21 protein-coding genes are annotated in these 19,332 nt (G+C 74.9%); 11 read left to right on the forward strand and 10 right to left on the reverse strand.

The genetic code is table 11. The features are described from left to right. Positions 1–73: 73 nt before the first annotated feature. Together ACQPX6_RS11555 and ACQPX6_RS11560 are read right to left on the reverse strand one after the other, a co-directional pair. Positions 74–769, reverse strand: a complete 696-nt coding sequence (locus ACQPX6_RS11555) for a response regulator (protein WP_433787438.1) — start codon at positions 767–769, stop codon at positions 74–76. A gap of 458 nt (positions 770–1,227) precedes the next feature. Further along, positions 1,228–1,833, reverse strand: coding sequence for a DUF3000 domain-containing protein (locus ACQPX6_RS11560; RefSeq protein WP_433787439.1), 606 nt, complete (start codon positions 1,831–1,833; stop codon positions 1,228–1,230). A 144-nt stretch (positions 1,834–1,977) separates the two neighbouring features. On the opposite strand from ACQPX6_RS11560, the gene hemE reads away from it, so the two are divergent. Genes hemE through ACQPX6_RS11585 form a run of 5 tightly spaced genes read left to right on the forward strand, consistent with a single transcriptional unit; the run spans position 1,978 to position 6,966 of the window. Then, on the forward strand, positions 1,978–3,060 hold the full coding sequence (gene hemE, locus ACQPX6_RS11565) for a uroporphyrinogen decarboxylase (RefSeq protein WP_433787440.1): 1,083 nt from the start codon (positions 1,978–1,980) through the stop codon (positions 3,058–3,060). Continuing rightward, complete coding sequence (gene hemG, locus ACQPX6_RS11570) at positions 3,057–4,511, forward strand: protoporphyrinogen oxidase (protein ID WP_433787441.1); 1,455 nt, start codon at positions 3,057–3,059, stop codon at positions 4,509–4,511. Before hemE ends, hemG begins: the two co-directional genes overlap by 4 nt. A gap of 22 nt (positions 4,512–4,533) precedes the next feature. Further along, entirely contained in the window at positions 4,534–5,886 is a 1,353-nt protein-coding gene (locus ACQPX6_RS11575; protein WP_433787442.1) for a DUF2252 domain-containing protein, read from the forward strand. Between the two features lie 29 nt (positions 5,887–5,915). Further along, entirely contained in the window at positions 5,916–6,608 is a 693-nt protein-coding gene (hemQ, locus tag ACQPX6_RS11580) for a hydrogen peroxide-dependent heme synthase (RefSeq protein WP_433787443.1), read from the forward strand. A 43-nt stretch (positions 6,609–6,651) separates the two neighbouring features. Further along, positions 6,652–6,966: a hypothetical protein gene (locus ACQPX6_RS11585; protein ID WP_433787444.1), complete on the forward strand. Its 315-nt coding sequence runs from the start codon at positions 6,652–6,654 to the stop codon at positions 6,964–6,966. Here ACQPX6_RS11585 and ACQPX6_RS11590 read toward each other — a convergent pair. The 3 genes from ACQPX6_RS11590 to ACQPX6_RS11600 all read right to left on the reverse strand — a co-directional run bounded on the left by ACQPX6_RS11590 (position 6,956) and on the right by ACQPX6_RS11600 (position 8,353). Beyond that, on the reverse strand, positions 6,956–7,372 hold the full coding sequence (locus ACQPX6_RS11590; RefSeq protein WP_433787445.1) for a PH domain-containing protein: 417 nt from the start codon (positions 7,370–7,372) through the stop codon (positions 6,956–6,958). The genes ACQPX6_RS11585 and ACQPX6_RS11590 overlap by 11 nt on opposite strands. Positions 7,373–7,547: 175 nt before the next feature. Next, the gene (msrB, locus tag ACQPX6_RS11595) at positions 7,548–7,973 is read right to left on the reverse strand and encodes a peptide-methionine (R)-S-oxide reductase MsrB (protein WP_433787446.1); all 426 of its coding nucleotides are present in this window, start codon (positions 7,971–7,973) and stop codon (positions 7,548–7,550) included. 53 nt (positions 7,974–8,026) lie between these two features. After that, the gene (locus tag ACQPX6_RS11600) at positions 8,027–8,353 is read right to left on the reverse strand and encodes a hypothetical protein (protein ID WP_433787447.1); all 327 of its coding nucleotides are present in this window, start codon (positions 8,351–8,353) and stop codon (positions 8,027–8,029) included. A 49-nt stretch (positions 8,354–8,402) separates the two neighbouring features. Here ACQPX6_RS11600 and ACQPX6_RS11605 point away from each other — a divergent pair, with 49 nt between their 5' ends. Further along, complete coding sequence (locus tag ACQPX6_RS11605; RefSeq protein WP_433787448.1) at positions 8,403–8,888, forward strand: MarR family winged helix-turn-helix transcriptional regulator; 486 nt, start codon at positions 8,403–8,405, stop codon at positions 8,886–8,888. 13 nt (positions 8,889–8,901) lie between these two features. Further along, positions 8,902–9,936: a non-homologous end-joining DNA ligase gene (gene ligD / locus ACQPX6_RS11610; protein WP_433787449.1), complete on the forward strand. Its 1,035-nt coding sequence runs from the start codon at positions 8,902–8,904 to the stop codon at positions 9,934–9,936. Positions 9,937–9,957: 21 nt separating this feature from the next. On the opposite strand, the gene ACQPX6_RS11615 is transcribed toward ligD, so the two are convergent. Further along, positions 9,958–11,445, reverse strand: coding sequence for an amidase (locus tag ACQPX6_RS11615; protein ID WP_433787450.1), 1,488 nt, complete (start codon positions 11,443–11,445; stop codon positions 9,958–9,960). Positions 11,446–11,563: 118 nt separating this feature from the next. On the opposite strand from ACQPX6_RS11615, the gene ACQPX6_RS11620 reads away from it, so the two are divergent. Genes ACQPX6_RS11620 through ACQPX6_RS11630 form a run of 3 tightly spaced genes read left to right on the forward strand, consistent with a single transcriptional unit; the run spans position 11,564 to position 15,196 of the window. Continuing rightward, entirely contained in the window at positions 11,564–12,553 is a 990-nt protein-coding gene (locus tag ACQPX6_RS11620) for a zinc-binding dehydrogenase (protein ID WP_433787451.1), read from the forward strand. Positions 12,554–12,565: 12 nt separating this feature from the next. After that, positions 12,566–13,531, forward strand: coding sequence for an RNA polymerase subunit sigma-70 (locus ACQPX6_RS11625; RefSeq protein WP_433787452.1), 966 nt, complete (start codon positions 12,566–12,568; stop codon positions 13,529–13,531). Between the two features lie 57 nt (positions 13,532–13,588). Then, positions 13,589–15,196, forward strand: coding sequence for a fatty acyl-CoA synthetase (locus tag ACQPX6_RS11630; protein WP_433787453.1), 1,608 nt, complete (start codon positions 13,589–13,591; stop codon positions 15,194–15,196). Here the strand turns inward: ACQPX6_RS11630 and ACQPX6_RS11635 are convergent. The 4 genes from ACQPX6_RS11635 to ACQPX6_RS11650 form a co-directional block, all read right to left on the reverse strand. Then, positions 15,171–15,902 carry a hypothetical protein gene (locus ACQPX6_RS11635; RefSeq protein WP_433787454.1) on the reverse strand — a complete coding sequence of 244 codons (732 nt, stop codon included), beginning with the start codon at positions 15,900–15,902 and terminating at the stop codon, positions 15,171–15,173. The two genes, ACQPX6_RS11630 and ACQPX6_RS11635, sit on opposite strands and share 26 nt — an antisense overlap. A gap of 11 nt (positions 15,903–15,913) precedes the next feature. Then, on the reverse strand, positions 15,914–16,270 hold the full coding sequence (locus ACQPX6_RS11640; RefSeq protein WP_433787455.1) for a Rieske (2Fe-2S) protein: 357 nt from the start codon (positions 16,268–16,270) through the stop codon (positions 15,914–15,916). Between the two features lie 13 nt (positions 16,271–16,283). Beyond that, entirely contained in the window at positions 16,284–17,210 is a 927-nt protein-coding gene (locus ACQPX6_RS11645; RefSeq protein WP_433787456.1) for a Rieske 2Fe-2S domain-containing protein, read from the reverse strand. Between the two features lie 94 nt (positions 17,211–17,304). Further along, entirely contained in the window at positions 17,305–18,012 is a 708-nt protein-coding gene (locus ACQPX6_RS11650; RefSeq protein ID WP_433787457.1) for an AfsR/SARP family transcriptional regulator, read from the reverse strand. Between the two features lie 369 nt (positions 18,013–18,381). Here ACQPX6_RS11650 and ACQPX6_RS11655 point away from each other — a divergent pair, with 369 nt between their 5' ends. After that, positions 18,382–19,329, forward strand: coding sequence for a manganese catalase family protein (locus ACQPX6_RS11655; RefSeq protein ID WP_433787458.1), 948 nt, complete (start codon positions 18,382–18,384; stop codon positions 19,327–19,329). Positions 19,330–19,332: the final 3 nt, after the last annotated feature.

Here is a 19,332-nt window from a genome sequence, read left to right on the forward strand (position 1 = left end):
CCGGCGATGCCGGCGGGGCCCACGGGTCGACCGGCCGGGGCCGACCGTCGGGTCGTCCCCTGCGCCGTCGCGCTCAGCGGATGACGCCGGCCCGCATGGCCAGCGCGACCATCTGTGCCCGGTCGCCCGTCCCGAGCTTGCGCCCGATGCGGGAGAGGTGGCTCTTGACCGTCAGCGCCGAGAGGCTCAGGGCCTCGCCGATCTCCTTGTTGGAGCGGCCGTCGGCGACCAACTGCAGCACCTCGACCTCGCGGGCGGAGAGCTCGCGTGGCGTGTTGTCCGTGGCGGGCACGCGAGTGCCCGCCGCGAGCAGCGGTGCGACCGAGGGGTCGGCGTAGAGGCCGCCCTCGAGCACACGGCGCACGCCGTCGGTGACGATGCCCGGCGAGGCCGACTTGAGCAGGTAGGCCTGCGCACCGGCCTGGAAGGCCGCACGCACCGCCGACGGGTCGTCGGACGCCGCCAGCACCACCACCCTGTTCCAGCCCTGCGCGCGGAGCTCCGCGATCAGGTCCAGACCGCTGCCGTCCGGCAGCCCCAGGTCGAGGATCGCGAGGTCACACGGCCCGCTGGCCAGTGCCCGGGTCCGGGCCTCCGAGATCGAGGCCGCCTCGTGGACGGTGCCCGCGCCCATCGAGGAGAGCCGCTGCGCGATCGCTTCGCGCAACAGCGGGTGGTCGTCGACCACCAGCACACTGAACATCTCTTCCCGCGGATGCGGGACCATGGCCGGCGGCAGCAGGCCGCTCGCGACGCCGCGAAGGGCCATGCCTGGGCCCACGGTTGCCACGTCGAGTACCTCCCAGTAGTCGGTCTTGCCCCCCGACAATGCGCACCCTGACCCTCGACCGTTCGACCGCGCCGCCGATCGGACGAGGAAGTGCGTGCGAGAGAACATATCCCCCCGGGCGAGTTAACGAGAGCAGCAGGGCCAACTTCGTTCGGTGGAGTTTCGCCTGTTACGCGATCACGGTCACCCTTTGGAGTGGACAGACCGCGCGGTTTCGTCTCGCGGTGACACTCGGTGTAACCGGAGCTACGGATCGTGTCCAGGTGGAGCCGACCGTCCCAAGCGCGCTGCAACCAACGACCCAACGGCACCCCGTGACGGACGCAGCCCGATCGGGCTGATCGGACGTCAGCCTCTGCATCCGATCGACGCGCGGGAACGAGGGCGAATGACCTGCGGAAATTGTATCGGGCGATACCGGTGGTACCGGGAGAATGTCAGCCGGAACGGCCGGCGCGACGAGCACCGAGCGTCGTCACGCCCTCGGGCGGAAGGCCCGCCGCGATCGCGAGGACACCCGCGAACGCCACGCCGTGCGTCGTGAGGACGTCCTCGGTGGGCGTCCACGACGCGCGCAGCTCGAGATCCGTGGCGTGGGTCGGGCCGCTGATGTCGCCGAAGCGCACGGAGGCGGTCTGGGTCACGGTGCCGCCCAGTGCGGTCCAGGACGCCCCGGAGTCCTCCAGGGCGCCGGTCAGCCACGACCAGGCCACCTCGGGGAGCATCGGGTCGCCGGCGTGCTCGGGGTCGAGCTCGGCGCGGACGAAGGTGACCACCCGCAGCGTGCCGTCCCAGGCGTCCTGGCCCTCGGGGTCGTGCAGCAGCACGAGGCGCCCGGTGACCACGACCTCGGCGTCGTCCACCTCGGCGGTGCCGGGGGCCGGGGCCCCCGCGAGCACCTCGGCGCTCCAGGCCGCGGAGTACGGCGCCAGCCGTTGCGGCGGGCGCATCGTGCGCAGCTCGATCTCCGGACGGGTGCGCAGTTCGCTCAGGGAGTCCACCGCGCGCCGGAACGTCTCGGGGTGGGTGGTGGGCGCCGTCACCTCGACGACAGTAGGCCGAACGGGTTCTTTCCGGCACCTCCCACGCCGAGGGGTCCCGCGCGTCCCCCGGTTCCCTCGTGTCCCACCCGCCACGGGCCGCCGGCGCGGCGGACGACCTCGGGACCGTGGGACGATGGAGCCACTATGAGCAGCGGGATCGCGGGCACGGCCACCGACACCGGCGTGCGCCGCCACCTCCCCGACGCCCCGTTCCTCGCCGCGACGCGGCGGGAGCGCCCGTCGCGCCGTCCGGTGTGGTTCATGCGCCAGGCCGGGCGCTCGCTGCCCGAGTACCGCGAGCTCCGCAAGGGCACCGGGATGCTCGAGGCCTGCCTGACCCCCGAGCTCGCGTGCGAGATCACGCTGCAGCCGGTCCGCCGCTACGGCGTCGACGCGGCCATCCTCTTCTCCGACATCGTCGTGCCGCTCAAGGCCGCCGGCGTCGGCGTCGACATCGTCGCGGGCACGGGCCCCGTGGTGGAGCACCCGGTGCGCAGCGCCGCCGACGTCGCCGCCCTGCCCGCGCTGGACGCCGAGGGCGTGGCGCCGGTCGCCGAGGCGGTGCGCCTGCTGGTGCGCGAGCTGGGCGACACCCCGCTCATCGGCTTCGCCGGCGCACCCTTCACGCTCGCCTCCTACCTCGTCGAGGGCGGGCCGAGCCGCAACCACGAGCGCACCAAGGCGCTCATGCACGCCGAGCCCGACACCTGGCACGCGCTGTGCTCGACGCTCGCCGACACCACGCTGACCTTCCTGCGCGCCCAGGTCGACGCCGGCGTCGACGCGGTGCAGCTGTTCGACTCCTGGGCCGGCGCGCTGTCCGAGCGCGACTACCGCGACCTGGTCCTGCCCCACTCGACGCGGGTGCTCCAGGGGCTCGCCGACACCGGGCTGCCCCGCATCCACTTCGGCGTGGGCACCGGCGAGCTCCTCGGCGCCATGGGCGAGGCGGGCGCCGACGTGGTGGGCGTCGACTGGCGGGTGCCGCTCGACGTCGCCGCCGCGCGCGTCGGGCCCGGCAAGGCCCTGCAGGGCAACCTCGACCCGGCGCTGCTCTTCGCCGGGCGCGACGTCGTCGAGCGCGAGGTCCGGCGCATCCTGGCCGAGGGTGAGGCCGCCGAGGGCCACGTGTTCAACCTCGGCCACGGCGTGCTGCCCGAGACCGACCCCGACGTGCTCGCCCGGGTCGTCGAGCTGGTGCACGCCGCGGACGTCCCCGCCCCGTGACCCGCGTCCTCGTCGTCGGCGGCGGGGTGTCCGGGCTCGCCGCGGCCCACCGCCTGCGCACACTGCTCGGACCCGACGCCGACATCGTCGTCGTCGAGGCCGCGCGGTCGCTCGGCGGCAAGATCGCCGCGATCGAGCTGGGTGGGCGGCGCGTCGACACCGGCGCCGAGGCCTTCCTCGCCCGCCGGCCCGAGGCCGCCGCCCGCATCGCCGAGCTGGGGCTGGGCGACCAGCTCGTGCACCCCGGCGCCGCGGCGTCCGCGCTGCGCGTCGGGGGGCGCACGGTGCCGCTGCCCCCGCGCACGGTCATGGGCGTGCCCGGCGACCCGGACGCCGCCGCCGGCGCGCTCTCGCCCGCCGGGCTGGCCGCGCTGCGCGAGGACCGGCCCGGCCCGTGGGAGCCCGGCGGCGACGTCGCGGTGGGCGCGCTGGTGCGCGCGCGCCTGGGCGACGAGGTCGCCGACCGCCTCGTCGACCCCCTGCTCGGCGGCGTCTACGCGGGCCGCGCCGACGCGCTCGGGGTGCGCGCCACCGTCCCGGCCCTCGCCGCGGCCCTCGACGCCGACCCCCGCTCGCTGCTCGCCGCCGCGCGCTCGTGCCTGCCGGCCCCGCCCGCGGAGGCGGCGCCGCCCGTCACCGCCCCCGTCTTCGGCACCCTCCGCGGCGGCCTCGCCGACCTCCCGTCCACCCTCGCCCTCGCCGCGCGCGCCGAGCTGCGCCTCGGTCGCACGGTCACCGCGCTCACCCGCACCGCCACCGGCTGGCGGGCCGACGTCACCGACGCGGGGTCCGACGTCGCGGGCCACGTCGAGGCCGACGCCGTCGTGCTCGCCGTGCCTCCGCCCGCCGTGCGCCGCCTGCTCGCCGGCCACGCGCCCGCGGCGGCGTCGGCGGCGGGCGAGATCGAGCTCGCCTCCTCGGCGCTCGTGCTGCTCGCGCTGCCCGCCGAGGCCGCGGCGCCGCTGGCCGGGCGCTCGGGCGTGCTCGTCGGAGCGGGGGAGCGGCGCCCCGACGGCCTGCCCTGGACGATCAAGGCCGCCACCTTCAGCTCCGAGAAGTGGCCGCACCTGGCGCCGTCCGGCGACGACCCCGACGACACCGCCGTCCTGCGCCTCTCGGTCGGCCGGCACGGCGACCCCGCCTCGATCGCCGCCCTGCGCCGCGACGACGACGACCTCGTCAGCGCCGCCCGCGACGACCTCGCCGCGCTCACCGGCATCGACGTCGTGCCCGCCGAGACCGCGGTCGTGCGCTGGCCCGGCGGGCTGCCGCAGTACGGCGTCGGGCACGTCGAGCGCGTCGCGGCGATCGAGGACGGCGTCGCCGGCCTGCCCGGGCTCGCGGTCGCCGGCGCGGCGCTGCACGGCGTCGGCGTACCGGCCTGCCTCGCCACCGCCGACGCGGCGGCCCAACGGATCGCCGCCCACCTCGCCGCATCGACGCCCCGCTGATCAGCAGGCCAGGATGGGCGCCATGGACGATCTGGCCGGCGCCCTCGGGGCCCGGGACGACGAGGCGCGCACCGGGTTCATCGTGGACGTGCTCGTGGACGCCTTCGCCGACCTCGTGGCCGCCGCCCCCGCGGCGTTCCGCGCCAAGTTCCGCAAGATGGCCGCCGAGCCCTTCGCGTTCTACCGGGGCAGCGCGCCGCTGTTCTACGCGGACGTCGCCCGGCTCGACGACCCGTGGGTCGACGCGCCCACGCGCCGCGTGTGGATCCAGGGCGACCTGCACGCCGAGAACTTCGGCACCTACCTCGACGGCGACGGCGTGCTGGTGTTCGACGTCAACGACTTCGACGAGGCCTACGTCGCACCCTGGACCTGGGACCTGCGCCGGCTCGTGGCCAGCGTGGCGCTGCTGGGGTGGTCCAAGGCGTTCTCCGACGCCGACATCGACGCGCTCAACACCGCCTTCCTGCGCGCCTACCTCGAGGCCGTGCGGTCGTTCTCCGGCGGCACCGCCGAGCGGGACGTCGCGCTGACCCGACGCACCGTCGACGGCCCCATCCGCCAGGCCCTCCAGCGCTCGCGCGAGAGCAGCCGCCGCGCCCTGCTCGACGCCCTCACCGAGATCGAGGGGGAGGACCGCGTCTTCCGTGGCGGGCCGGGCGTGCGCCGCCTCGACGACGACGAGCGCGACGAGGTCCTCGCCGCCTACGCCGCCTACCTCGACACGATCCCGCCCGGCAAGCGCTGGGCGGACGTCGCCTACACCGTGCACGACGTCGTGGGCCGCAGCGGCTTCGGCATCGGCAGCGCCGGGCTGCCCGCCTACAACGTGCTCATCGAGGGCCCGACCGAGGCGCTCGACAACGACATCGTCCTGTCGATGAAGCAGGCGGTGCGTGCGGCGCCGAGCCGCGCGGTGGACGACGCCGAGGTCGCGTCGTGGTTCCTCCACCACGGCCACCGCACCGCCCTGTCGCGCCGGGCACTGCAGGCGCACGCCGACCGGCTGCTCGGCTGGACGGAGTTCCGCGGCGTCGGCTTCGTGGTCAACGAGCTCTCGCCCTACGAGAACGACCTCGACTGGGACGACCTCACCGAGCCCCGCGAGCTGCGCGACGTCCTGCACCACCTGGGCCGGGCCACCGCCCGCGCGCACTGCGTGTCCGACGCCGACGCCGAGCAGGGGCTGGTCGAGCGGCAGGTCGAGGACGGGATCCTCGCCGTGGTGGGCGACCGGGAGGACGCGTTCGTCGCCGACCTCGTCGACTTCGGCCGCTCCTACGCCGCGGTCGTGCGCGACGACCACCGCCGCTTCGTCGAGGCGTTCCGCGCCGACCGCATCCCCGGGGTGTCGAGCACCGCGGAGAGTCTGTAGTCCCCCGGATCGCCTGGCACCATGGGGACGTGGCCAGGCTGAACTACGACGAGCTGAACTCGACCGTCCGCTACGCGATGTGGTCGGTGTTCCGCACCGACCCCGCGCGTCTGCCCGACGACCGCGCCGCGCTCGGCGAGGAGTTCGCCGGCGTCCTGGAGCAGGCGGAGGGCAAGGGCGTCGTCGTGCGCGGCGTCTACGACCTCGCCGGCCTGCGCGCCGACGCCGACTGGATGGTCTGGACCCACGCGCCGGACATCGAGTCGCTGCAGGCCACCTACTCGGCGCTGCGGCGCACGGCGCTGGGTCGCGCGTCGACGCCGGTGTGGTCGGCCTCGGCGCTGCACCGGCCCGCCGAGTTCAACAAGAGCCACGTGCCGGCGTTCATCGCGGGGGAGGAGCCCAAGGGCTACCTCTGCCTCTACCCGTTCGTCCGCTCCTACGAGTGGTACCTGCTGCCCGACGAGGAGCGCCGCGGGATGCTCGCCGAGCACGGCAAGGCCGCCCGCGGCTACGCCGACGTGCGCGCCAACACCGTCCCGGCGTTCGCGCTGGGCGACTACGAGTGGATCCTCGCCTTCGAGGCCGACGAGCTCGACCGCATCGTCGACCTGATGCGCGACCTGCGCGCCACCGACGCCCGGCGCCACGTCCGCGAGGAGGTCCCGTTCTTCACCGGACCGCGCGTCTCGCCGGGACAGCTGGCCACCGCGCTGCCCTGATCAGGGTCTTGCCTCACACCGCGTGATGGGGCACATTCCGGGCGTGGCGACCGTCGGCTTCCTGCACGTCGCGGCCGCCCACGTCCAGGCGGCGCGCCGGCTGCTCGCCGAGCACGCGCCGGGCGTCGTCGACATCCACGTCGTGGACCGCACGCTGCTCGGCGCCACCGGTGACGTCAGCACCCGGATCGCGGCGCGCATCGGCGAGCTGATGGGCCGCGAGGTCGACGCCGTCGTCTGCACCTGGCCCGCGCTGGTCGCCGACGTCGTCCGTGTCGCGAGCGAGCGCGGCATCGCCGCCGCGGGCGTCGACGAGCTCGCCGCCGCCGCGGGCGGGGTGCGCGCCCTCAGTCGATGAGGTGCCAGGTGATGAGGTCGTGGATCTCCGCGGCCTGCTCCTCACCGCGGCACGTCACCTCGTAGAACGTGCGGCCGATCTGGATGGCCACCGTGCGGGAGAAGATCGGGTCGTCCTCGGTCGACACGTAGGCGACCGTGGTGATCCGGCTGTACGGCGCGGTGATCAGCGCTGCGCGGCCGCCCGGGAACGCGGTGTCCAGCAGGATGACGCGGCGGTTGGTGATCCCGCACAGCGCGATCGCGCTGTCGCTGGCGTACACCCCGTCGATCTGCTCCTCGGGCATGAGGCTGTCGCGGACGACGTCGTACTGGACCGTCTCGTCGAAGCGCGGCAGGCGTGCCGCGAGCGGGTGCGGGCGGCCCGGGTGGTCGTTGGTGGACCCGTGGCGGATGGGGTGGGCCATCGACGGCATCGTCCTCTCTCCTCGCGGTCTCCTGGCGCGGAGGCGGCTGGCCGTCTCCCGACGCTAACGGCCGTGCCGCCGCGTGCCCGCCAGGGGTGGTGACGGACACCGGCGTCGCGGCCGATTGCGGCGGGCCGGGGGTCCGCGCTGGTCCGGACGGACCAGCGCGGTCCGGTCAGGAGGTGGGCTCGAGGCGCAGGCTGACCGAGTTCATGCAGTACCGCTGGTCGGTCGGGGTGCCGTAGCCCTCGCCGCTGAAGACGTGGCCCAGGTGCGAGTGGCAGGTGGCGCACAGCACCTCGACGCGGGTCATGCCCATCGCGCGGTCCTCGCGCAGGATGACGTTGTCGTCCGCCGACGGCGCGTAGAACGACGGCCAGCCGCAGTGCGACGCGAACTTGGTGTCGGAGCGGAAGAGCTCGGCCCCGCAGGCGCGGCACGAGTAGACGCCCTCGGTGAAGACCTCGTCGTACTCGCCGGTGAAGGGCCGCTCGGTGCCCGCCTGGCGCAGCACCGCGTACTCCTCGGGGCTCAGCTGCTCGCGCCACTCGGCGTCCGACTTGCTGACCTTGGGGGTGCCGATCGAGGCGTCACTGCTCATGCACCCAGGCTAATACGTCCCGCGGGGTGCGGTCGGAGCGTCAGGACAGGGCCTCAGAACAGGGTGGCGAGCACGACCTCGAGGGCCTCGAAGATCACGTACCCGGTGCCCAGCAGCACGAGGGCGACCAGCAGGACGGCGGCCACCCGACGGGTGCCGTCCGCCCGGTTGGCCGACTCGGCGAAGTCGCGGACACCCGCGAGCTGGCCCTCGACGGTGAACGACGAGGGGCTGACGCGCTCCATGCGGTCGAGGTGCGCGGCGAAGGCGCGGGCCTCGGGGTCGTCGGGGTCGAGGCCCACCAGGTCGTCGCCGAAGCGCCCCGGCGGCCCGGGAACATCCCCCGGGTGGCGGTCGCGAGGGCCGTCGAACATGGTCATCGCCCCACGGTAACCCGCGAACGGACAGGTCGGGCCTACCCTGTAGGGCATGACGACGGACACCTCGGCGTGCACGACGCTCGACGCGCAGTTGTGCTTCGCGCTGCACGACGCCTCGCGTGCCATCGCGGCGTCCTACCGGCGCGGGCTCGCGCCCCTCGGACTGACGTACAGCCAGTACGTGGCGCTGCTGGTGCTCTGGGAGCACGGACCCGTGACGATGGGGCGGCTGTGCCGCGAGCTGCACCTGGACAGCGGCACCCTCTCGCCGCTGCTGCAGCGCCTCGAGGAGCGCGGGCGGGTCGTGCGTCGCCGCCGCCCCGAGGACGAGCGCACCGTCGAGGTGGCCTGCACCGCCGAGGGCGAGGCGCTGCGGGAGCCGGCCATGGCCGTCCAGCGCCGCGTCCAGGCCGAGACGGGCCTCGAGCCCTCCGACCTCGCCCGCATGCGCGGCGAGCTGCAGGCGCTGGCCGACCGTCTGCGCACCGCCGACGAGAGCGTGGTCATCGACGGGGAGGTAGTCGCCCGGGAGTGACTAGGCTGCGCGCGTGGCGAAGACCCCGGCCGAGGAGATCGACGTCGACGGCCTCGCCGTGCGGGTCAGCAATCCGGACAAGATCTACTTCCCCGACCGCGGCATCACCAAGCGCCAGGTCGTGGAGCACTACGTCGCGGTGCGCGAGCCGCTGCTCGGCGTGCTCTTCGAGCGCCCGACGCACCTCAAGCGCTTCGTCGACGGGGTGACGGGCGAGTTCTTCTACCAGAAGCGCGTGCCCAAGGGCGCTCCCGAGTGGCTCGAGACCGTCGAGGTGCGCTTCCCCAGCGGCCGGGCCGCCGAGGAGATCTGCCCGACGCGCACGGCCGTGCCGGTCTGGGCGGCGAACCTCGGCACCTTCGACTTCCACCCCTGGCCCGTGCGCCGCGGGCAGGTCGACCAGCCCGACGAGCTGCGCATCGACCTCGACCCCCAGCCGGGCACCGATTTCGCCGACGCCGTCCGCGTCGCGGGCGTGCTGCGCGAGGTGCTCGGCGACGCCGGCCTGCAGGGGTGGCCCAAGACCTCGGGCGGGCGCGGGATCCACGTGATGGTGCCGGTGCGCCCCGACTGGGACTTCGTGGGCGTCCGGCGCGCGGTGATCGCACTGGCCCGCGAGGTCTGCCGGCGCATCCCCAGCGAGGCCACCGTGGACTGGTGGAAGGAGGAGCGCGGCGAGCGCGTCTTCCTCGACTACAACCAGGCCGCCCGCGACCGCACGATCGCCTCGGCGTGGTCGGTGCGCGGCACCCCGCGCGCGACGGTGTCGATGCCGTTGCGCTGGGAGGACCTGCCCGCCGTCGACCCCGACGACTTCGACGTGCTCACCGCCGCGGGCGTGCTCGCCGAGCGCGGCGACGCCCACGCCGGGCTGCACGACGACCCCGGGGGCCTCGAGACGGCGCTGGAGTGGGTCGAGCGCGACCAGCGCGACCACGACCTCGGCGACCTGCCCTACCCGCCCGAGTACCCCAAGATGCCGGGCGAGCCGAAGCGGGTGCAGCCGTCGAAGTCCCGGCCGGACACCCTCGGCAAGTCGGCCGACTGACGCGTCAACCGCCGCCCGTCCCTACACCGCGGACGGGACCTGCCAGCACCGATCCCAGGGGGCGGCGTCCTCGAGCTGGCGGGCCAGGCGCAGCAGCAGGCCCTCGCTGCGCAGACGCCCGACGAACTGCACCCCCATCGGCAGGCCCTCGGCGGTCCGGTGCAGCGGCAGGTTGATGGCGGGCCGGCCCGTGATGTTCGCCAGCTGGGTGTAGGGCACCCACGCCAGGTTGCGCTCCACGACCTGGTCCACGATCCCCGTGCGCCGGAGCAGCCCGGCGGTCCGCGTGCGCAGCAGGGCCGCGGTGACCGCCCGCAACGCCGGCGGCGTGTCGAGCGCACCGATGCGGATCGGTGGCTCCCCGAGGGTCGGCGTCAGCAACAGGTCGTACTCGGCGTGGAGGGCGCCGAGCGCCGCGACGTAGTCGCGCCGGCGCTCCTGGGCCTCCTGGAGCTCGATCGCCGAGAACGACCGCCCCAGGGCGGCCATCATGCGGGTGTCCAGCTCGAAGCCGTCGTCGCCCGCTCCGGTCTCCCGCGCGACCTGGTCGACCTCGATCGCCTGGTGGACGAACCAGATGGTCAGGAAGTCCCGCCCCAGCTGCCGGTCGTCGTGGGGCGGCGCCACCTCCTCCACACGGTGTCCGAGCTCGGTGAGCAGCTGCGCGGCGCGCTCGACGGCGAGGACGGCTTCGGGGTGCGGCTGGTCCCGCAGGGCGCAGTGCGTCGTGTAGCCGATGCGCAACGGCCCGGGGGCCTCGTCGAGCTGCCCGAGCAGCGACCGGTCGGGAGCGGCCGACGCGTACGCACTCATGGCGTCGGCGCCGATCACCGCGTCCAGCATCGCCGCGGTGTCGCGGACGCTGCGGGACACGACGCCGTGGGTCGCCAGGCCGTCCAGCGGCTCGCTGTCCTGCGGCCCGAACGGCACCAGTCCGCGGCCGGGCTTCAGCCCGACGAGACCGGTGCACGCGGCCGGGATGCGGATGGAGCCTCCGCCGTCGCTGGCCGCCGCCACCGGCACGATCCCGGCGGCGACCGCCGCCGCGGACCCGCCCGACGAGCCTCCCGGTGTCCGGTCGCGGTCCCAGGGGTTGCGGGTGGGCCCGAAGGCCGCCGGCTCGGTGATGCCCTTGGCCCCGAACTCCGGCGTGTTCGTCTTGCCGAAGACCACCAGCCCGGCGTCCAGCCAGCGTTGCACCACGGTGCTCGTGGCGTCGGCCCTCCGGCCGACGAGCGCACGGCACCCGTCGGCGGTGGGTTGTCCCGCCAGGTGCTGGTGCAGGTCCTTGAGCAGGAACGGCACGCCGGCGAACGGGCCGGTCAGCGTCCCCCCGGCCCGCTCGTCGGCGTGGTCGTCCAGCCAGGTGCAGATCGCGTTGATGCCGGGGTCGACGGCCCGCGCCCGGTGGCGTGCGGCGTCGAGGAGCTCGCCGGCGGTCACCTCGCCCGCGGCCACCAGGCGGGCCAGGCCGAGCCCGTCGTGCTCGAGGTAGTCGCTCTCGTCCACACGTCGCTCCTCGAGGTGGTCCGGGGGACCGATTCCTTTCGCGGTCGACGCGAGTCTGCACGGGAGAGGCGCGGCCCGCGACGGGCCGGCTCACGCCGATCCCGAGAGGCCACCGCCGATGAGTCCCGCGACCATGCGCGCGCTGCAGCAGACGTCCCTCGACGGACCGCAGGACATGCGGCTGATCACCGATGCCCCGGTGCCGGGCCCCGGGCCGGGGGAGGTCCTGGTCCGCGTCGCCGCGGCCGGCGTCAACTTCGCCGACCTCTCGAGGGCCCACGGCACGTTCGGGGACGGCCCGCGCCCGCCGTACCTGGCGGGGTTCGAGGCCGCGGGCGAGGTCGTGGCGGTCGGTGACGGGGTGACCGGCCCGGAGCCGGGCGCCCGCGTCGTCGGCGTCGGGGACGGGGCCTTCGCCGAGTACGTGGTGCTGCCCGCGGCCGCGGCGATGCCGGTGCCGCCCGGTTGGACGGAGCAGGAGGCGCTGGGCCTCGTCGTGAACTGGCCGACCGCGCTGGCCGCGCTCGGGCCGCTGGGCGCCCTCACGGCGGGGCAGACCGTCCTCGTGCACGCCGCCGCGGGCGCCACCGGCCAGGCCGCGGTCACGGCGGCGAAGCACCTCGGGGCGACGGTGATCGCCACCGCGGCGCCGGCCAAGCACCCCACCGTGCGGGCCCTGGGCGCCGACCACGTCCTGGACTCGCACGCCGGCGACGTCGCGGCCGAGGTGCTCGCGCTGACCGCCGGCGCCGGCGTCGACGTCGTGCTCGAGTCGGCGGGCGGCGCCACGTTCGGCGCGAGCCTGGCCGCAGCGAAGCGGGTCACCGGCCGGGTCGTGGTCTACGGTGTGGCGGGCGGCGACGCCGCGGTCACCAACCGGGAACTGGTGTACCGGCACCAGGTCCAGGTCGTCGGCTTCAACCTCGGGGTGCTGATCCAGGCCGCGCCGCAGATCTTCGGCATGGTCATGGGGGAGCTCGCCCGGCTCGTCGCCGCCGGTGTGGTGGCCCCCGGCCGGCCCACCACGTACGACCTCGCCGACGGGGCGAAGGCGCTCGGGGAGCTGGCCGCCCGGGCCACCACCGGCAAGCTCGCCCTCCTGCCCTGAGAGCCTCGTCCCGTGACAGCCCACCGGCCGGCCGCGCCGGACGAGGAGCGGTTCACCGCCGAGACCGGGCGGTTCCGCCGGGAGCTGCTGGCGCACTGCTACCGCATGGTCGGCTCGGCGCACGACGCCGAGGACCTGGTGCAGGAGACCTACCTGCGGGCGTGGCGCGCGTACGCCGGGTTCGAGGGCCGGGCCTCGACCCGGTCCTGGCTCCACCGCATCGCCACCAACGTCTGCCTGACGGCGCTGGCGCGGCGGCCGGTCCGGGTGCTGCCCTCGGGTCTGGCGGGCCCCGACACGCCGGACGAGGTCGCGTGGCTGGAGCCGCTGCCGGACACGTGGGTCACCCCGCCCGCCGACGACCCGGCCGCGGTGGTGGTCGAGCGCGAGTCGCTGCGGCTCGCGCTCGTCGCCGGGCTGCAGCACCTGCCCGCCCGCCAGCGCGCGATCCTCCTCCTGCGCGACGTGCTGGCGTTCTCCGCCACCGAGACCGCGGAGTTCCTCGACACCACCACCGCGGCGGTCAAGAGCGGGCTGCAGCGCGCCCGCGCCCGGCTGGGGGAGCGGGAGCCGACGTCCGGGGACCTCCTCGCGCCGACCGATCCCCGGGCGCGGGCGCTGCTCGACGGCTACATCGCGGCCTTCGAGCGCTCCGACGCCCGCCTGCTCGAAGAGGTGCTGCGCGCCGACGCCACGCTGGAGGCGACGCCGTTCCGCGACTGGACCTCGGGCCGGGCGCGGTGCCTCCACGCGCTCGAGGTGTACGTTCTCGGCACGGCGGGCGACTGGCGGATGCTCCCGACCACGGCCAACGGCCAGCCGGCGGCGGTGGTGTACCACCGGGACGCCGGGGGGGTGCTCCGCGCCGACGGCGTCGTCGTCCTGGCCGCCACCGCCACCGGCGTCTCCCGGGTGGTCAAGTTCCACGAGCCCGCGCTGGCCGCGGCCTTCGGCTTCCCGGACGTGCTCGAGCGTTGACCTTGCCCCCGCGACGCGTCGGCGGTCTGATGATCGCCCGACCCGGAGGAGCAGCGGATGGACGACCTCGACCGGTACCTGCCGCCGTACTCCGCGGACGTCGCGCGGGCGCGGCGGCAGACGATCGGCTCGCTGCTGGCGCGGACCGCGATCAAGTACCCCGGCAAGCTCGCGGTGGTCCACCGCGACACCCGCCGGACGTTCGCCGAGCTCGACGCGGATGCCAACCGGGTCGCGAGCGCGCTGGCCGAGCGCGGGGTCGCCCGGAACCAGCGGGTGGCGATCCACGCGCACAACTCCTACGCGTTCGTCGTCGCCTACTTCGCCCTCGCGCGGCTCGGGGCCATCTCGGTGCCGGTCAACCACAACTTCGTCGCGTCCGAGGTCCGCTACGTCCTCGAGGACAGCGGGGCGAGCGCGGCGATCGTCGAGGACGCGCTGGTCGAGACGTTCGGGGCCGCCGAGTGGCCGGTCGCGCTGGGGGTGGTCATCGGCCGGAGCCCGGGCTGGACGTCGTTCGACCGGCTCCTGGAGCACGAGGACGCCACCCCGCCGGACGTCGAGATCGGCGACGACGACCCCGTCCAGCTGCTCTACACCAGCGGCACCACGTCGGCGCCCAAGGGCGCGATCATGACCAACCGCAACCTCATCGCGCAGTACGTCAGCGACATCGTCGACGGCGAGTACCACCGCGACGACGTCGAGCTGCACGCCCTGCCGCTCTACCACTGCGCGGCGCTGCACGACTTCCTGACGCCCGACGTCTACCTCGGCGCGACCAGCGTGGTCGTGGAGGCCGCGGACCCGGAGACGATCCTGCGCACCGTCGAGGCCGAGCGGATCACGAAGATGTTCTGCCCGCCGACGGTGTGGATCCGCCTGCTGCGCTCGCCGGCGTTCGACCGCCACGACCTGTCGTCGCTGCGCAAGGGCTACTACGGCGCGGCGATCATGCCGGTCCCGGTCCTCGAGGAGCTGGGCCGGCGCCTGCCCGACGTCCGCCTGTTCAACTACTACGGCCAGACCGAGCTCGCCCCCAACGCCACCGTGCTGTTCCCCGAGGAGCAGATCGCGAAGGCGGGCACGGCCGGGCGCGCGAGCCTCAACGTCGAGACCCGCCTGCACGACGAGGACGACCGCCCGGTGCCGGTGGGCCAGGTCGGCGAGATCGTGCACCGGACGCCCCACGCCATGCGGGGGTACTGGGGCAAGCCGGAGGCGACCGCCGAGGTGTTCCGGAACGGCTGGTTCCACAGCGGCGACCTCGGGGTGATGGACGCCGAGGGCTACCTCACGATCGTGGACCGCAAGAAGGACATCATCATCACCGGCGGCGAGAACGTCGCGAGCCGCGAGGTGGAGGACGCGCTCTACTCCCACCCCGCGGTCAGCGAGGTCGCCGTGTTCGGGGTGGCGCACCCGGAGTGGATCGAGGCGGTCGCCGCCGCGGTGGTCCTGCGCGGCGGCGCCGAGGTCGACGCCGCGGAGCTGGTGGCCCACGCCCGGGAGCGGCTGGCGGGGTTCAAGAGCCCGAAGTACGTCCTGCTCGTGGACGAGCTGCCGAAGAACCCGTCGGGCAAGATCCTCAAGCGCGAGCTGCGGGAGACCTACGCCGGCCTGGCGCAGGCCGGGTCCGTCAGTCCGGGTCCGCCGCCTCTCTGAGCCGCCGGCCCGCCGCGGTCGCGTGGTCCAGCCGCAGGGTCGTCGACAGCCACAACAGGACGTCGTGCAGCCGCAGCCGGGTCGGGCGCAGGCCGGTCGCCGCGGCCACCGCTTCCTCGAGCTCGGCGAACGCGTCCGCGTTGGCCCGCAGCTCCCGGCGGACCACGGCCTCGACGCCGCTGTCGCCCTCCTCGAGGTGGGGCAGCAGCGCGCGCCGGGTGGTGCGGGTGAGGTGCGGGACGAGGCCGGGGTGGCGGTGGTGCAGGGCGGCGAGGACGTGGGCGGGGCGCGGCCCGGCCTCCTGGCCGAGGCGGCGCAGGTGCGCGCCCACCGTCCCGGGCTCGTCGAGCACCGAGAGCTCGCCGTCGGGCAGGTCCCACAGCGCGCGGCCCCCGGCGCGGGCCACCAGCGCGTCCGCCAGCGGTGCGAGCCCGGCGAGGGTGTCGTGCACGGCGTGCCACGAGTCGTGGTCGAGGCGTCCGTGCAGGCCCTCGGCGAGCAGGACGTCGGCGTCGAGGCCGGTGCCCGCGGGCCGGGCGTCGAACCGCGCCCACCCGAACGCGGGCACCTGGACCCACCGGCCCTCGGCATCGCCGGGGGAGCGCATGCGCACCCAGCGCCGCGCCCGGGCGTACCCCACGACGGCGTCCAGGGCGTGGTCGGGCGGGAGGGGCTCGGGACCCGTGGAGGGCAGGCGGAGGACCACCCCGGGGAAGGTTAGTAGTAGGGCTTGTGCGGGATGGCGGCGTCGTTGGTCTGCTGCTCGAAGTCGACCCAGATCGCGCCGTCCTCGATCTTGCAGGCGTAGGTCGGGATCGGGTCGACGGCCGGGACGCCCGTGGGGACCCCGGTGTGCAGGTCGAAGCGGGAGTTGTGCGCCGGGCAGATGAGGGAGTCGTCCTCCTGGAGGTAGCCCTCGTTGAGCGGCTGCTGCTGGTGGGTGCAGGTGTTGTGCACGGCCACCGCCTCGTCCTCGTAGAGGCGGACGACGCAGATGGGCTGGCCGCCCAGGTGGCAGAGCATCATGTCGCCCTCGTCGAGCTGGTCGGTGTCGGCGACCGCTTCCCAGGCCATTGGTGGGTTCCTCTCAGTTCGACGAGCGTCGCGATCGGGGTGCGGAGCCGCGGACCTCGATGAATCCGTTGCGCACCCGGGCCGGGAGCACGGGCTGCGGGTGGTGCGCCGGCCCGCGCACGATGCGGCCGTCGCGCAGGTCGAACACCGAGAAGTGCAGCGGGCAGACCACGGTGCAGTCGCGCACCTCGCCGCGGTGCAGCAGCGCGCCCGCGTGGCTGCACACGTCGTCGAGGGCGAGCACCTCGCCGTCGGTGCGGTGCAGCAGCACCCGCCGGCCCTCGACCTCGACGCCCGTCGTGGCGCCGACGGGCAGGTCGTCCTCGGCCACCGCGCGGACCCAGCGCTGCGGCCCGGTGTGCGTCGCCACGCGGTTGACCATCACCGCGCGGCCCTGCACGAGGTGCCCGCCGAGGTAGGCGGCGGCGACCGTGACGGTGAGGCTCGCCGCGCCGAGCGCCCGGCCGGTGGGCCGGTGGCCGGAGAGGCGGGCGGCCAGGGAGGCGCCCTGCAGGAGGGTGCCCGCGCCGTTGAGCAGGCCGTGGAAGAGCCCGGCGCGGCGGTCCTCCGCGTCGCTGACGCTCCAGTCGGCGACGCCGGTGGCCGCGGTCGCGGCGGCGGCCGCGAGCCCCGCGGCGCTCAGCGTCGAGGACGGGTCGAGGCGCGAGCCGGCCTGCGGCACGTCCTGCCCGGCCGCGTCGAGCAGCAGCGTCGCCGACCACAGGCCGATGGGGAGGTCGGACAGCGCGGGGTGCAGGGAGTGCCCGAGCCAGCGCCCGCCGTGCATCAGCTCGAGGACCGGGTTGCTGCGGAAGCGGTCGTAGACGGGGTCGACGACGGCGGTGGTGCGGTCGGTGAGGTCCTTCAGCCACGACCACCGGACGATCTCGGCAAGCGCGCGCTGGTGCCACGCCGAGGAGCCCGCGTCCGTGTCCGCCATGCACCGCTCCCCGCCGTCGTGTCGACCCGACGGAGATCGTCGCACCTCGCTGTGATCCACACCATAGCCGCGGTGCCGGGGCCGGTGCGGCGCGTCAGTCGGCCGGGCGTCCCAGCAACGGGCGGACCAGCGCGCGCATCGTGTCCGACGGCGCGAGGCCGAGCTCGGCGCGCAGGAGCCGGCGGAACGTCTCGTACTGGCCGAGGGCCTCGGCCGCGTTGCCCTCGGCGAGGTGCACCTCGATGACGCGGCGGTGCGCGCTCTCGCGCAGCGGCTCCTGGGCCACCGCCTCGAGGCCTGCCTCCAGCGCCTCGAGGTGGTGGCCGAGCGCGCAGGCCCGGGCGCTGCGGGCCTCGAGGGCGTGCAGGCGCAGCTGCCGGTGGCGCTCGCGCTCGACGAGCACCCACTCCTCGCACCACCCGGGCAGCAGCTCCCCGCGCGGGATCGGCGCTCCGGCCCCGTCGTCGTCGGGGCCGGTGGTGTCGAGGTCGTAGAGGTCGACGGTGGCGGTGGCGTGCAGCGCGACGGTGGTGGTGTCGGCCTCGACGAGCGAGGCCCGGTGCGCGGCGGGCACCTTCCACAGCGCGGACCGCAGCCGGGCGAGCGCCTGCCGGTCGGTGACGTCGGGCCAGAGCGTGCCCGCGAGCTGGTGGCGCCGCACGGGGCGCCGCGCCAGGGCGAGGAAGGCGAGCACGCGCTCGGCGGTGGGCGTCAGCCGCAGGTCGGCGTCGCCGACCCGGCAGGCGAACCGTCCCACGAGGTAGAGCTGCGCCGCGGTGGGTGCCGGCAGGTCGAGCGTCATCGTCGCCGTTCCCGCACGGTCGCTCCCGGGGTGGACGACCGGCGTGGGTCTCTGGAGAGGTCGAGACGGACGGCGCGCTCGTGGGCTCGACGCGCGACCGCGGTGAGGGGCCACGGACAGGACGGGGTGCCCGACGGAGATCGTCGGAAACGCCTGGCGTCGCCGGGTCGGGGACGCCGCGGTGACGCGGAGGTGACGCGGCCGTGACGCGGACGGCGACGCATCCGGGACGCCGCCGGGGACGCCGCGACGAACGGCCGGGGGACGGACGGGTCCGACGCTGGGTCGCACACCGGTCACGGGTGCCGGCGATGCGTCGCCCCATCCCCACGCGATCGGCCGTCACCGACCCAGGAGGGGACCGCCCCCGTGTTCTTCCACGTGCAGCGCCTGCAGAACGAGATCGTCCCGGACGAGCCGGACCCGGCCGCCGCCAACGCCCTGCAGGAGGGGCTGGGCGGTCAGTTCGGCGAGATGCGCACGATGATGCAGTACCTGTTCCAGAGCTTCAACTTCCGCGGCGCGACCGCCAAGCCCTTCCGCGACCTGCTCTACGGCGTGGGCACCGAGGAGATCGGCCACGTCGAGCTCATCGCCACGACGATCGCCCGCCTCGTCGACGGGTCGCCGCGCTACCAGGGCAACCCCACGCACCTCGACGAGCCCGCCGAGGGCGGCGCGACGCCGCTGTCGATCGCGCTCTCGGGCGGCAACATCCACCACTGGCTCGTCGGCGCCCAGGGCGCGCTGCCGGTGGACGCGCAGGGTGACCCGTGGAGCGGCAAGTACGTCTACGACAGCGGCAACCTGCCGCTGAACCTGCTCTACAACCTCATGCTCGAGTCGACCGGCCGCCTGCAGAAGTGCCGGCTCTACGAGATGACCGCCAACAAGACGGCCCGCTCGACGATCGCCTACCTGATCGTCCGCGACCAGGCCCACGAGAACGCGTACGCGAAGGCGCTCGAGGCCCTGGGCGTGGAGTGGAACAAGCTCCTGCCGATCCCGAAGACCAACGCGGAGCGCTACCCCGAGGTCGCGACGCTGCTGGAGCAGGGGCTGCAGAGCAAGCAGTACACCTACAGCCTCGACCAGCTCAACGAGGCCGCCAAGGTGTTCAACGGCCCGTCGCCGTCGAAGGACGGCACGGAGCTCTCCACCGAGCAGTCCCCCGAGGGCGTGCCGCTGGAGATCGCCGTCGAGCGCCCGGAGGAGTTCGGCCCCGGCCTGGACGCCGAGCTCATGGAGCTCGTCCAGGCGACCGCCGAGATGGAGCTCGAGACCCCGCCCGGGCAGTGGGGCCCGACCGGCAACTGAGAC

Source organism: Actinomycetospora sp. CA-101289 (genome assembly GCF_050955895.1).
Lineage (GTDB): Bacteria > Actinomycetota > Actinomycetes > Mycobacteriales > Pseudonocardiaceae > Actinomycetospora.